General features: G+C 44.3%; 11 protein-coding genes. 5 read left to right on the top strand and 6 right to left on the bottom strand.

Going from position 1 to position 13,459, the window contains the following annotated elements:
• Window positions 1-39: 39 nt before the first annotated feature.
• Window positions 40-1,041, bottom strand: a complete 1,002-nt coding sequence (locus KJB35_RS14750; protein ID WP_005387670.1) for a sugar-binding transcriptional regulator — start codon at window positions 1,039-1,041, stop codon at window positions 40-42.
• Window positions 1,042-1,507: 466 nt separating this feature from the next.
• Between KJB35_RS14750 and tal the strand changes: the two genes are divergently transcribed.
• Window positions 1,508-2,458 carry a transaldolase gene (tal, locus tag KJB35_RS14745; protein WP_005373488.1) on the top strand — a complete coding sequence of 317 codons (951 nt, stop codon included), beginning with the start codon at window positions 1,508-1,510 and terminating at the stop codon, window positions 2,456-2,458.
• Window positions 2,459-2,583: 125 nt separating this feature from the next.
• A complete protein-coding gene (gene tkt, locus KJB35_RS14740; RefSeq protein WP_042522667.1) occupies window positions 2,584-4,575 on the top strand; it encodes a transketolase in 1,992 nt (663 codons plus the stop codon).
• 140 nt (window positions 4,576-4,715) lie between these two features.
• Here the strand turns inward: tkt and KJB35_RS14735 are convergent, their stop codons facing one another.
• The 4 genes from KJB35_RS14735 to KJB35_RS14720 form a co-directional block, all read right to left on the bottom strand.
• On the bottom strand, window positions 4,716-6,278 hold the full coding sequence (locus KJB35_RS14735; protein WP_171342609.1) for a PAS domain-containing methyl-accepting chemotaxis protein: 1,563 nt from the start codon (window positions 6,276-6,278) through the stop codon (window positions 4,716-4,718).
• Window positions 6,279-6,487: 209 nt separating this feature from the next.
• Window positions 6,488-7,660, bottom strand: a complete 1,173-nt coding sequence (locus KJB35_RS14730) for an MFS transporter (RefSeq protein WP_171342610.1) — start codon at window positions 7,658-7,660, stop codon at window positions 6,488-6,490.
• A gap of 159 nt (window positions 7,661-7,819) precedes the next feature.
• Window positions 7,820-8,872 (bottom strand): 3-deoxy-7-phosphoheptulonate synthase AroG, encoded by a 1,053-nt coding sequence (aroG, locus tag KJB35_RS14725; protein ID WP_017635200.1) that lies wholly within the window; start codon window positions 8,870-8,872, stop codon window positions 7,820-7,822.
• Between the two features lie 5 nt (window positions 8,873-8,877).
• Window positions 8,878-9,129, bottom strand: a complete 252-nt coding sequence (locus KJB35_RS14720; RefSeq protein ID WP_017819898.1) for a hypothetical protein — start codon at window positions 9,127-9,129, stop codon at window positions 8,878-8,880.
• 202 nt (window positions 9,130-9,331) lie between these two features.
• On the opposite strand from KJB35_RS14720, the gene KJB35_RS14715 reads away from it, so the two are divergent.
• Complete coding sequence (locus KJB35_RS14715) at window positions 9,332-10,324, top strand: OmpA family protein (RefSeq protein ID WP_017635198.1); 993 nt, start codon at window positions 9,332-9,334, stop codon at window positions 10,322-10,324.
• An 88-nt stretch (window positions 10,325-10,412) separates the two neighbouring features.
• Here the strand turns inward: KJB35_RS14715 and KJB35_RS14710 are convergent, their stop codons facing one another.
• Complete coding sequence (locus KJB35_RS14710; protein ID WP_031778829.1) at window positions 10,413-11,015, bottom strand: beta-phosphoglucomutase family hydrolase; 603 nt, start codon at window positions 11,013-11,015, stop codon at window positions 10,413-10,415.
• A gap of 76 nt (window positions 11,016-11,091) precedes the next feature.
• Here KJB35_RS14710 and arfB point away from each other — a divergent pair, with 76 nt between their 5' ends.
• Together arfB and KJB35_RS14700 are read left to right on the top strand one after the other, a co-directional pair.
• Window positions 11,092-11,505, top strand: coding sequence for an alternative ribosome rescue aminoacyl-tRNA hydrolase ArfB (arfB, locus tag KJB35_RS14705; protein ID WP_005389036.1), 414 nt, complete (start codon window positions 11,092-11,094; stop codon window positions 11,503-11,505).
• 100 nt (window positions 11,506-11,605) lie between these two features.
• Window positions 11,606-13,375, top strand: coding sequence for a methyl-accepting chemotaxis protein (locus KJB35_RS14700; RefSeq protein WP_172563734.1), 1,770 nt, complete (start codon window positions 11,606-11,608; stop codon window positions 13,373-13,375).
• Window positions 13,376-13,459: the final 84 nt, after the last annotated feature.

Below are 13,459 nucleotides of genomic sequence, written 5' to 3'. Positions count from 1 at the left end.
CCCTCATAGCCTGACTACATCAAAAGCCGACTATTTCCGTTAGCGTTCAGATGTCGCGTTGCCGTGCATTTGCTCATCTAAGTTGAGCACGGTTAATGCGTTGCTAACGCTCGTGGCGATCACGTCTATCGCTCCAGTTCTTAATGCTCCGAGTAGAGCGAGTGGCTTGCTGTTCTCAGCTGCGATCGCAATGACTTCCGAGATCGGCCGAAACTCTTCAATACCAAGTCCAATTACTCGGTCACTCATTACCGTGTTCGCTACATTACCGTGAATATCAAAGAAGTCATAACCTGCAAAATCCCCTACCACACCTTGTTGAAGTCTCGACTGAACCACTTCATCAGGCGTAAACCAACCTAAGTCGACCATGTAACTGTTTTCGCTCATGTCACCAATACCAACCAAAGCGACATCGGCTTTACGTGCTAGGTCGAGCGTTTGTTTCACGGTTGCATTTTGCATAAAGGCCAACTTCTGTTCTCTGTTTTCTGCGTAAGCCGGCGCATAAAGTGTTTCAGAGGTTCCCCCATATTTCTTCGCCAACTGACGACAAATATGGTCGGCGTTATACATACCGCCACGCGGATGAATACCACCAATGCCACACACAAATTTACAATCACGCGGCGTAATAACACCAATATGGTGAGCGACAGACGACACGTTGCGCCCTTGTCCGACCGTCACCACCATGCCGTTTTTGAGCGTGCTAGTGAGATAATTGGACACCAATCCCGATACCTGTAGTCGTTGCGCTTCTTCATTCGGTTGATCAAGAGCAACAAGCGCGCGCTTAACGCCGAATCGCTCGATCAAACGTTGTTCGATCTTGGCGCTGAACACCGGATGATATTTAACGGTAATTTCAACAATGCCTTCATCACGCGCCTGCTTGAGCATTCGCCCAACCTTTGCGCGTGATATGGCAAATTTTCTCGATATCTCTTCCTGAGTCGCACCGTCTTGATAATACGCGACGGAAATCTCTGTCAACAAATCCGTGTTTTCAATGGAAATATCTTGATTAGAACTGCTCATGGTTTCTCTCGCCCTTTAAGAGGATCGATATTGTATGCAATAAGTGAACATATGCTCATTGACTTAGCATATGTTCTTTATCAATTTAAACGCTACATTTGCTCATCGCAATAACATTTTCTCACTACAATTTTTTACCCTCTTGGACAACGCTCAAGCTTTGAACAATAAGGGCAAACGTTTATTTGGGTTAACCACTAAACACACAGTAAAAAAACGTTGATGAAGTTCACTATAAGTCCATTTCAGCGATTGACTTTCAGCATAGATAGGATAAATATGGACACATCATTTACTCAGCTATCGATCAAATGTTCATAGCATTTGTTCGGTAACGAAATTTTCCGTAGTTGGCTGAGCAGATGTCTCATTAAATGCGATGAGACGGTTAGCTAACTCGCTTGCAAATGCACAAGCTGTGATAACAAAAATCACGCTTAAGCCCATTTAAATAGGATGATCGATTATGAGCAACAAGTTAGAGCAACTTCGTAAACTAACGACTGTAGTAGCAGACACTGGCGAGATTGATGCAATTAAAAAGTATCAGCCAGAAGACGCAACAACTAACCCTTCTCTTATCCTTAAAGCCGCTCAAATCGCAGAGTACGCACCTCTAATCGATGCTTCAATCGAATACGCTAAAGCACAGAGCAATGACAAAGCTCAACAAGTTCAAGACACTTGTGACATGCTTGCAGTAAACATCGGTAAAGAAATCCTAAAAACTATCCCAGGTCGTATCTCTACAGAAGTAGACGCTCGTCTATCTTACGATATGGAAGGCAGCGTAGCGAAAGCTCGTCAACTAGTGAAAATGTACAACGATGCTGGCATCACTAACGACCGTATCCTTATCAAACTGGCTTCAACTTGGGAAGGCATTCGCGCAGCTGAGATCCTAGAAAAAGAAGGCATCAACTGTAACCTAACGCTTCTATTCTCGTTCGCTCAAGCACGTGCTTGTGCAGAAGCGGGTGTATTCCTAATCTCGCCATTCGTTGGTCGTATCATGGACTGGTACAAAGCGAAAGAAGGCCGTGACTTCGAAGCTCAAGAAGATCCAGGCGTACTATCTGTAACTAAGATCTACAACTACTACAAAGAATACGGCTACAAAACTGTAGTTATGGGCGCAAGCTTCCGTAATATCGGTGAGATCTTAGAACTAGCTGGTTGTGACCGTCTAACTATCGCTCCTGCTCTACTTGCAGAACTAGAAGCAGCTGAAGGTGAAGTAGTTGAGAAACTAGTTGATTCTAAAGGCGCAGCTGAGCGTCCAGCACCAATGACTCACGCTGAATTCCTATGGGAACATAACCAAGACCCAATGGCTGTTGAGAAGCTGGCTGAAGGTATCCGCAACTTCGCCGTTGACCAAGGCAAACTAGAAGCGATGATCGAAGCTAAGCTTTAATTGCTTACCAAAAGCGAGTAGCCCGTCTACTCGCTTTTACCATCAGCACTATTTTCAAAAAATTCTATTTGAACTTGTTTCGGCGAGTTCCCTCTATTTAAATCAAATATCGAGAAGTAATCACTATGGATCGTAAACATCTAGCAAATGCAATCCGTGCGCTAAGCATGGATGGTGTTCAACAAGCTAACTCTGGTCACCCAGGTGCACCTATGGGTATGGCTGACATCGCTGAAGTTCTTTGGCGCTCTCATCTAAACCACAACCCATCAAACCCTGAGTGGGCAGACCGCGACCGTTTCGTACTGTCTAACGGCCACGGCTCAATGCTGATTTACTCTCTACTGCACCTTGCAGGTTACGAGTTGTCTATCGACGATCTGAAAAACTTCCGTCAGCTTCACTCTAAAACTCCTGGTCACCCAGAGTATGGTTACGCGCCAGGTATCGAGACCACAACGGGTCCGCTAGGTCAAGGCATCACTAACGCGGTTGGTATGGCTCTAGCTGAAAAAGCGCTAGCAGCGCAATTCAACAAAGAAGGCCACGACATCGTTGACCACTTCACTTACGTGTTCATGGGCGACGGCTGTCTGATGGAAGGTATTTCGCACGAGGCATGCTCTCTTGCAGGTACTCTAGGTCTAGGCAAGCTGATCGCGTTCTGGGATGACAACGGCATCTCTATCGACGGTCACGTTGAAGGTTGGTTCTCTGACGACACACCTAAGCGTTTCGAAGCTTACGGTTGGCACGTAATCCCTGCAGTCGATGGTCACGATGCTGACGCAATCAACGCAGCAATTGAAGCGGCGAAAGCGGATCCACGTCCTACACTTATCTGTACTAAGACTATCATCGGTTTTGGTTCACCAAACAAATCTGGTTCACACGATTGTCACGGTGCGCCACTAGGTGCAGAAGAAATCGCAGCAACACGCAAAGAACTAGGTTGGGAGCACGGTCCTTTTGAAATTCCGCAAGAAGTCTACGCAGAATGGTCAGCGAAAGAAACAGGCGCAGCTAAGGAAGCAGCGTGGAACGAGAAATTTGCAGCTTATGAAGCAGCGTACCCTGAGCTGGCAGCTGAATTTAAACGCCGCGTAAACGGTGAGCTTCCTGCACAGTGGGAAGAGAAAGCAAGCCAAATCATTGCTGATCTTCAAGCTAACCCAGCAAACATTGCATCACGTAAAGCGTCTCAAAATGCTCTAGAAGCATTTGGTGCTCTACTACCAGAGTTCATGGGTGGCTCTGCTGACCTAGCACCTTCTAACCTAACAATGTGGTCTGGTTCTAAGTCTCTAGAAGCAAGCGACTTCTCTGGTAACTACATCCACTACGGCGTACGTGAATTCGGTATGACAGCGATCATGAACGGTATCGCGCTACACGGCGGTTTCGTTCCTTACGGCGCAACATTCCTAATGTTCATGGAGTACGCACGTAACGCAATGCGTATGGCTGCGCTGATGAAAATTCAGAACATCCAAGTGTACACGCATGACTCTATCGGTCTTGGCGAAGATGGTCCAACTCACCAACCAGTTGAGCAAATGGCATCGCTACGCCTAACACCAAACATGAGCACATGGCGTCCATGTGACCAAGTTGAGTCCGCTGTAGCTTGGAAACTAGCGATTGAACGTAAAGATGCACCGACAGCACTTATCTTCTCTCGTCAAAACCTTGCGCAACAAGAGCGCACAGCAGAACAAGTAGCAGACATCGCGAAAGGTGCTTACATTCTGAAAGATTGCGAAGGCAAGCCTGAGCTAATCCTTATCGCAACAGGTTCTGAAGTTGAACTAGCAGTAGAAGCAGCAGCACAGCTAACTGCTGAAGGTAAGAAAGTACGCGTTGTTTCAATGCCATCAACAGACGCATTTGACAAACAAGACGCCGCTTACCGTGAAGCTGTACTGCCATCAGACGTAACAGCACGTATCGCAATTGAAGCAGGTATTGCTGACTTCTGGTACAAGTACGTAGGCTTTGACGGTCGCATCATCGGTATGACTTCATTCGGTGAATCTGCACCAGCTGGCGAACTATTCAAAATGTTTGGTTTCACAACTGAAAACGTAGTGAACACAGCAAAAGAGCTACTCGCGTAATTGCAGTAAAAAGATCGTCAGTTTTCTCTATTGCGAATGTGAAAACTGAAAAGCCCCACCAGCAATGGCGGGGCTTTCTTTATCTGGCTCCTATTCGCATAAACGCAGCCAGGGCATAAACATCACAACTTTCGTTACGACTATTTGTCTTCAAATCGAAGTGCGAGCTGATAGAAATCTTGTACTTGGTCTTTCAACTGTCGGCTATTTTGCTCAACTGAATGTGTTGCTGCCAAGTTTTGTTCTGCGGTCGAAGCGATAGAATGAATGTGCTGGTTTACATCACTAGATAGCTTTAACTGGTTATTCGCCGCTTCTGCTACATCAACCATCAGCCCACTCATGGTTTGCATCATCTGTTCAACTTCAGACAAACGCAACGCGCTTTGTTCTGCTACTTGAGAACAGGCATCGGTTTGCTCTTTGTTTGCCAGAATATCTTTCTGCCAACTTTGAATCGTTGCCAACATAGTGGAGATAGAAGCTTGGATTTGTTCAGTTGCATTGGATGTACGCCCAGAAAGCGCGCGGACCTCATCAGCTACAACAGCAAAACCACGACCTTGCTCCCCTGCTCTTGCCGCTTCAATCGCCGCGTTGAGTGCCAGTAAATTGGTTTGCTCTGCGATCCCACCAATCTCTTCCATCAAATGGTTCACCTTCTGTGCCTGATCACTCAGTTGATACGTCGTTTCCGTCGCTTTTTCAGCTTGAAGGCTTAACTTCGCTAGATTGGTGTGCGTTTGATCGATGGTCTCCTTCGCCATCAAGCATGACTTCAATGTATCATCAATCAACATATGGGCATCATTGGTACTCGAAGAAACCGAATTTGCCGACGACTCCACCTCTTGGGTAGCATCTCGCACACGATGAATATCGGTATTTTGCTGATTTAATGCAGCCGAGACTTCTGCCGTTGTTTGACTAAGCTCTTCGGCGCAATGCTGCAAAGGCAATGCGGAGTCAGTCATTCTTCCTAACACGGTTCGAATTCTTGCGGATAGCATTTTGATATGGAAATCGGCAATCGAAAATGCCGTGTTACCGGAATAGATCAAGCGACTTACGCTGTCATATTGCTTTTGTAACTTTTTAAGTTGCTGAGGTGTATCAATTAACTCTTGGCGGAATAACAGAGCCAGAACACTTGCAGGTAACGCACTTGCAAGCCAAGCCAACGGCCCTTCAACAGACAACGCATATGCGGTTGCAGGTGCGGTTAGTGCACCAAGTAGAATCGCATAGCGAATGGTTTCATTGATTTTCAACGACCAAGTTCGGCCAGACTTCTCTGCAGCACGCATGCTTTTGTAGGCTTTTGTCGCAATATCAACCCACTCTCGCTTTGGCTTCACGCGCACTGATTGATACCCAACAACATGGTTGTCTTCGTAGATAGGGGTGACATAAGCATCAACCCAATAGTAACCGCCAGACTTAGTGGAATTCTTAACCATTCCACGCCAGGCTTTACCTTGTTTAAGGCGTGCCCACATATCACCGAAAGCGGCTTTAGGCATATCATTATGACGAACTATATTGTGGTTCTGACCGACAAGTTCTTCGTGAGTGTATTCAGCAACGCGGCAAAAGGCTTCATTACAATATGTAATAACACCTTGTAAGTTCGTTGTTGAGACGAGTTCCTCAGACTCCCTCACGAGAGTTTCTTGAGCTTTATGAGAAATATTGGCTGACATAGACGAAACTTCTTTAGTTTTTATTGATTTTCGGCAAGATATATACAGGATTTTTATTTTTATTACAAAAAGTTAGATAAAAAGTCTTATCAAACCGACATTTTTATTGTGGGAATTCACATTATCGATAAAAACATAAAGAAGAGATTGTTGATTTGAGCTAATAAACAAACCCGACACGATCGGCCGGGTTATATATTAAGACTTAATTAAGCGGTTTGTGATTCTGGCTTTTTATTCGTTTTTAACGCAAACATCGCGATAACGAGTAACACAAATGGAAGAACATACAAATTAAGATTCTGCCAACCTACGGTAGACTCAAGCCAACCAGATAGTAATGCGGTAATGGTGACACAACTGAACACGAAGAATTCATTAAACGCTTGAGCCTTACTTCTGTTTTTCGCTTCATAACTTTGACTAAACAGCCCGGTGGCTGCGATAAACATAAAGTTCCACCCTATTCCTAACAAGATTAAAGCAAGGCTAAAATGCCAGATAGACACTCCATGTATGTTAATTCCAATACAAGCAACAAATAGCAATCCACCCCCTAAAATCATATTCTTAGCGCCAAACCGCTCTATCAGACGGCCCGTGACAAACGCAGGTGCAAACATACCCAACACGTGCCATTCGATCACTCCCGCCGCTTTATCAAAATCAAAGCCACAACCAATCATCGCTAAAGGAGTTGCTGTCATTAAAATGTTCATCACCGCGTACGCAACCATTGCCGCGATAACTGCCAGCATGAAATTAGGTCGACGAATAATCAGTCTCAGCTTATCCGCCTTAGCGTGTAGCGCCTGCGTGTGTGCAGGTGGAAAACGAATGGTTTGTAGCACAACCAACGCGGTTATATAAAGCACGACAAGCACAGCAAATGCACTAATGTATAAGCCATCACCTGACCACTGCTGTGAGTACACCGCCAAATTAGGTCCAAGGATCGCCGCTAACACCCCACCCGCCATAGATATCGAAATCGCCCTATGCCTTGCCGACTCTTCACACACTTCAATGGCAGCAAACCTGTATAGAGTACCGAAACCTATACCAACACCAAGCAAAAACGTAGACATGCAGAACAGATAGAAGTTTTGTTGACTTAATGCATACGTCGCTAGACTAGCACCCAAAATGCCAATGACATTACCAAGGCTAAAACCAAGGCGACGCCCTAACTTGCCCATAATTAGCGACGCGGGAATTGTCGCGGCCATCAGTCCCAAAAACTGCAGTGCAACTGGTAATGTGATAAAACTTGATGACGGCGCAAGTGTTTTGCCAATAAGGGCAATAACAGATATGAGTAAAATATTCCCTGTCATTAATAAGGCTTGGCAGAGAGATAGAAGCCATACATTACGATTCAATTCCAAATTCCTTTTGGTTACAACGTATACAGATAACATATAGGAAAGCAGAAACAATAGAAAGATATGAGAGTAATTCTCAACAAAAAGAGCCAGAGGCATAGTACCTCTGGCTCTTCACTATTCACTTTTCGCTTTTAAAAAGTTTTTCTGTTGAGCTTACTTGTTGCGGCGCGCTTTTACTGCATCAGAAAGCTGACGAAGTACCGTTTCCGTATCTTCCCAACCAATACATGCATCAGTAATCGACTGACCATAAGTGGCTGCTTTGCCATCCACTAAGTCTTGGCGACCTTCAACTAAATGAGACTCGATCATCACACCAAAAATGGCTTCTTCGCCAGCAGAGATTTGCTCGGATACATCATCAGACACCAGCATTTGACGCTTGAACTGCTTCGAGCTGTTAGCATGGCTAAAATCAATCATCACTTTTTTCGGCAGACCTGCAGTGTCCAGCTCATCTTTAATTTGAGCTACATGTGCTGCACTGTAGTTTGGTTCTTTACCGCCACGTAGAATAATATGGCAGTCTGGATTACCAGCGGTTTCTACGATCGCGGAATGACCGTATTTTGTTACTGAAAGGAAGTGATGGGAAGCGCTTGCAGAACGAATCGCGTCGCTCGCTATTTTAATATTCCCGTCTGTACCGTTTTTGAAACCTACAGGACAAGAAAGACCAGAAGCTAGCTCGCGGTGAACCTGAGATTCTGTCGTACGAGCACCGATAGCGCCCCAACTGATCAAATCCGCCACGTACTGAGGTGTGATCATATCTAAGAATTCACTTGCCGTTGGCAAGCCCATATCGGTTAGATCAAGAAGAAGTTTACGTCCGATACGTAGACCATCATTTAGCTTATAGGTGTCATTTAAGTAAGGGTCATTGATAAGGCCTTTCCAACCAACGGTTGTACGCGGCTTTTCAAAATAAACTCGCATAACAACCTCAAGCTGCTCGCCCAGTTCATCACGTAGTACTTTTAGCTTTTTACCGTACTCAACCGCGGCAGCCGGATCGTGAATAGAACACGGGCCAACGATCACGAGTAATCGATCGTCTTTTCCTTCAAGAATATTGTGAATGGCGTTACGGCAATCAAAAGTGGTCGAAGAAGCGGTTTCAGTCGCTGGGAACTTCTCTAATACTGCAACAGGTGGCAATAACTCTTTTACTCTATTTATTCTTACATCATCAGTTTGAAACATTACTTCTACTTCCTGGTTTTATTTCCGACCCCATTTTTACCAACTGAACTCATTGCAACATTGTTCACAAAGCGAGCAGCATCAAGGGCTGTGGTCATTTTCTGTCTAGCGTTTAAGTAACTTATCGGCTTAGGCGTAGACTTGCAATCAGTTTTTGCAAATAAATGCAAATAAAAACCACCTGTTAACCACCACGCACAATGTAAAGTAAAGTTTACGAAAAAAAGTTCAAAATAATCATCAATTTTCTTATGCACCAAAAAATCTTTACTACAATGTAAGAAATATCAGAAGTTTGTGAGGTATTTTTGGGTAGTAAATGTTGATCAAGTTCAAATATATTGTTGCTTGATATGAAATGATTAGAATATTAAACTAATTTCTTATAAACGCTGGTTTTTTCTAATTTTTTGATAAAACGAAGTAGAAGTTAATATGCAATCAATACAAGGAAACATTATGAACAAAGTAGCAATTGCAGTAGCAGCAGTGGTAGCTGGTAGTAGCGCGCTTTTAAACTCTGCTCAAGCTGAAATGTACATCGGGGGCAAAGTGGGCATGACTACACTTGACGACGCTTGCTATCTAAATAGCCCTTGTGATGATGAAGCGTTCGGTGCAGGACTACATATCGGTTATGACTTTACCGATATCATTGGGCTAGAGTACGGCGTAGACTTCTTAGGCGACTACAAAGCTAACTCGATGTCAGGGGCTAACACGGTTAATACGATTGACGGCAATCTAACGGCTTTAACACTTGCACCTAAATTCAACTGGCACTTAAACGACTCTTGGAATCTGTTTGCTAAGATCGGTGGTGCTTACATGATGTCTGATGACGAAACAGACTTTGTCCCAACAGGTTCTTTGGGGGCTGAATACTCGATCGATAGAAACTGGAGTGTTCGCGCTGAATACCAACGCTACCAAGACATGTCTGACGACGTGTGGGACGACATGGATGCTAACTTCTTTGGTATCGGTGTTAACTACAAATTTGCAGCAGCTCCAGTTGTTGCAGCAGTTGTAACGGAAGAAGTGATTGAGCCAGATCCAGAACCAGTGATGATGAGCAAGGTGCACAAAGAAGAGTACGGTACAGGTACGTTTGAATTCGATAGTGCTAAGTTAACAGATTCCGTTTCTGAACGTCTGGACAACTTTGTTTCATTCTTGAACGAATATCCTCAAGCTCAAGTAGAGATTACTGGTTACACGGATAGCTCAGGCCCTGCGGCATACAACCAAAAACTGTCTGAGCGTCGTGCTCAATCTGTTGCTGATTACCTAACCGCAGCTGGCATTGGTTCAGATCGTTTGACAGTTAAAGGTATGGGTGAAGAAAACCCAGTTGCTGACAACAGCACTCGCGAAGGTCGTGAGAAAAACCGTCGCGTAGAAGTTGTGGTACCTTCATTTGAATACCAAGAGCTAGTTCAACCAGAATAAGCATCTATGATTCATGATCGATGATGTGGTAAAAATTAATGGGGTGCATTTGCACCCCATTTTGATCTCATATTAAGGGATATTGCCACTATGGTTTTGGGAAAAAGATCAACTCATTATCTTGCACCATAACGCAATCCATACCAGCTGCATGCGCCGCTCGCTTCCCCAACTCAGTATCCTCGAACACAAGACACTGTGACGCCTCCAAGTCGAGTTGTTCCGCGGCCATCAAAAAGGTATCTGGAAAGGGTTTATGGTTCTCTACATCACTTGCGGTTACTACAACATCCAACTTGTCTAATAAACCTGCATGACTTAATAAGCGCATGGCACTTTCTCGTTGGCTGCCAGTACCGACTGCAATTTTCTTATGGCCTAAATATTCCTCTAACACGATGTTCGTGCAAGGAATAACGTCACCATGAAGCTCCATAGCAGCGAATGTTTCCATTTTAAATGTCGCGACAGTTTTAGGATCTAATAAAAGCTCATGCACACGATTTAGTTCCTCAACAATTTTAAAGCTCGGCATCCCTCCCAAACTGTGAAACCATTCCTGGCAAAACGGAAAATCAAAACGCTCAGCAGTTGCTTGCCAAGCTGCCAAGTGGGCTGGCATGGTATCGATTAGAGTACCATCCATATCAAATATGAATCCCTCATAGGGTCTAAAATCAATCGTGCTCATGTCTTTTCTTCTATTTGTGCATCTGTAATGTTAATTTATCAGCTCTTTCAATCGTCCTTACCGGCATTTACTTATCATGCTCAAAATTTCGAACTCCGTCACAATTCAAGAGTGGGAAATTCAATTATCCCCAATTAGAGCTCAAGGAAATGGTGGCCAGAACGTTAACAAGGTAGCGTCCGCTATACACCTGCGCTTTGATATCCGGAATTCCAGCTTACCTGACTTTTACAAAGAGCGATTACTTGCACTTTCTGATAGTCGTATAAGTAAAGATGGCGTGATCATCATCAAAGCGCAACAATTTCGGACACAAGAACAAAATAAGGAAGACGCCCTAAATCGGCTTCAAGCATTGATAAAAGCTGCCGCTTTACAGGAGAAGAAGCGTATTAAAACGAAACCAACCCGCGCTTCTCAACGCCGACGACTTGATACAAAAAACAAGCACGGAGCGAAAAAACAGCAACGTAAAAAAGTGCTGTATTAGTGCATGTCGTTTTCTCGACATGTTAGTTGAACAACGTTTGCTAGCCCTTGGAAATCTCATTGGATTTCTCTTTTTAGTTACTTATTCAGGAAACAACAATATGACTATTAGGCAAAAACTCTACTTCCTCGGAGTTATCGCCATTTTAGGCATCGTGGCCCTTTTGGGTACGTCATCCCATTTTGAAAATAAGAGCAATGATCTAAATCACGCCATCAAACTCGTTGGTGATCTAGAAATACGCTTACTCAACTTACGCAGAAATGAAAAAGATTTCCTACTACGTAGTAATGACAAATATCTAAATAAGTTTGACGCCAATGTTGACAAGTTTATAGACACAGAAAAAGAGCTTGCGAACATACTCAAGAGTAATGAATTACCTTCCAGTCAACAATTTAAGCAAGACTTGCTCGCATACCAAAGGGGCTTTCAGAATCTGGTCAGCGCTTACCAACGATACGGGCTTGATTCAAAGAGTGGGCTTCTCGCTGGTTACGAACAAGCACTATTAGAAGCAAAACAACGTTCAGACCACCAGCAGTTATTGGCATTAGTCCGTTTTGACTCTGCGGTAAAAGCAGGACTATTCAATAGTGACTTGCTTGATGGGCAATATGCTCCGGAGCTTATCAAAACAGGTAAGCAATTGGCGGCCCAAAAGCAAGTTGTTGGGGTTGCTTATGACAAAGGCCTACTCGGTGAAACTCGCGCATTATCTCATGCCGTAGAAGAGCAATTTGAAACCTTTTCCACAGCCCTTAGCTCTGCTGCCGCACAACGTGATGAACAAATGTCGACCATCAAGCAGGTCATTACAGCTCTGATCTTAGTCGTTATTTTCGCATTGATTTGGCAAATTTCACGTTCAATCAATACGCGAGTGAATAGCTTACTTGGCACCATTCGAAGTATCAGCGAAACGAACAACATGGGACTTCGATCTGATTTGAAAGGTCAAGACGAGCTATTTGATATCAGTCATCACCTCAATGACCTATTGGATAAGCTTGAGCATCTAATTAGCAGTACCCAAGAAAAATCGGCGCAACTCACTGCAAGTACCGATAATATGCATCGTGAGTTAGAAGGCGTTATGGAGCAATTCCACACTCAAACTGACCACACTGCATCAATGGCGACGGCAGTTCAGCAAATGGTTGCCACAATAGGTGAAATCTCTGAAAGCACATCAGTTGCGGTAGAAGGCGTACATCAGGCAGCGAATAATGCCGAACAAGGTCGAGGAGTTGTTGAGGCGACGGTAACCAACATCGGTCAACTAACCACGATTTTATCAAACAGCCAGCAGTCGATTGGCTCGCTGAATCAGCATGTAGATAAAATTGGTGGTGCCGTGAACATCATCCAAGAAATTGCAGAGCAAACCAACCTACTAGCTCTCAACGCAGCAATTGAAGCCGCGCGAGCAGGCGAACAAGGCCGCGGGTTTGCAGTTGTTGCCGATGAAGTACGCGCCCTAGCTAGCCGAACTCATCAATCCACAGAGGAAATCACGCGGGTCGTTGCAGATATTCAAACTCAAATGTCTACAGTTGTTGCTGATATTGATCAATGTAACGATCAAGGGCAACAAACACTTAATGCTTCTGAAAAACTGGATTCTAGCCTGCAGCAGATCATCACTGACATGCATTCAATTCAAGCTAATTCGGAGCGCATAGCTTCAGCAATTGAAGAACAAGGTATCGTTATGAACCAAGTTAGCGGTTCAATCACCGAGCTAAACGCAATATCTGAGAATAACATGCAATCCGCTCAGGAATGCTTGCACGAAGTGAACTCTGTCTCTGCTCAAGCTCATGATATGGATGAAGCCGTTGCACAATTCAAAACTGCGCTAAAATAACCCTTTTTCAAAATAGAAAGCCCGAGGCAATCATTGCTTCGGGCTTTTTTTCAATTGTCACTTCGTGCTTACTGCGCACTTCGG

The organism is Vibrio sp. D431a (assembly GCF_030248655.1).
GTDB classification, from domain to species: Bacteria; Pseudomonadota; Gammaproteobacteria; order Enterobacterales; family Vibrionaceae; genus Vibrio; species Vibrio alginolyticus.
The sequence above is the reverse complement of the archived record's forward strand: the minus strand, read 5'-3'. Positions and strand labels throughout refer to the sequence as shown.

What these genes read in the sequence shown, in the direction of transcription:
- tkt (WP_042522667.1), top strand. Translation starts at nt 2,584, where the DNA reads ATGGATCGTAAACATCTAGCAAATGCAATCCGTGCGCTAAGCATGGAT.
- KJB35_RS14700 (WP_172563734.1), top strand. Translation starts at nt 11,606, where the DNA reads ATGACTATTAGGCAAAAACTCTACTTCCTCGGAGTTATCGCCATTTTA.
- tal (WP_005373488.1), top strand. Translation starts at nt 1,508, where the DNA reads ATGAGCAACAAGTTAGAGCAACTTCGTAAACTAACGACTGTAGTAGCA.
- arfB (WP_005389036.1), top strand. Translation starts at nt 11,092, where the DNA reads ATGCTCAAAATTTCGAACTCCGTCACAATTCAAGAGTGGGAAATTCAA.
- KJB35_RS14710 (WP_031778829.1), bottom strand. Translation starts at nt 11,015, where the DNA reads ATGAGCACGATTGATTTTAGACCCTATGAGGGATTCATATTTGATATG.
- KJB35_RS14715 (WP_017635198.1), top strand. Translation starts at nt 9,332, where the DNA reads ATGAACAAAGTAGCAATTGCAGTAGCAGCAGTGGTAGCTGGTAGTAGC.
- KJB35_RS14735 (WP_171342609.1), bottom strand. Translation starts at nt 6,278, where the DNA reads ATGTCAGCCAATATTTCTCATAAAGCTCAAGAAACTCTCGTGAGGGAG.
- KJB35_RS14750 (WP_005387670.1), bottom strand. Translation starts at nt 1,041, where the DNA reads ATGAGCAGTTCTAATCAAGATATTTCCATTGAAAACACGGATTTGTTG.
- aroG (WP_017635200.1), bottom strand. Translation starts at nt 8,872, where the DNA reads ATGTTTCAAACTGATGATGTAAGAATAAATAGAGTAAAAGAGTTATTG.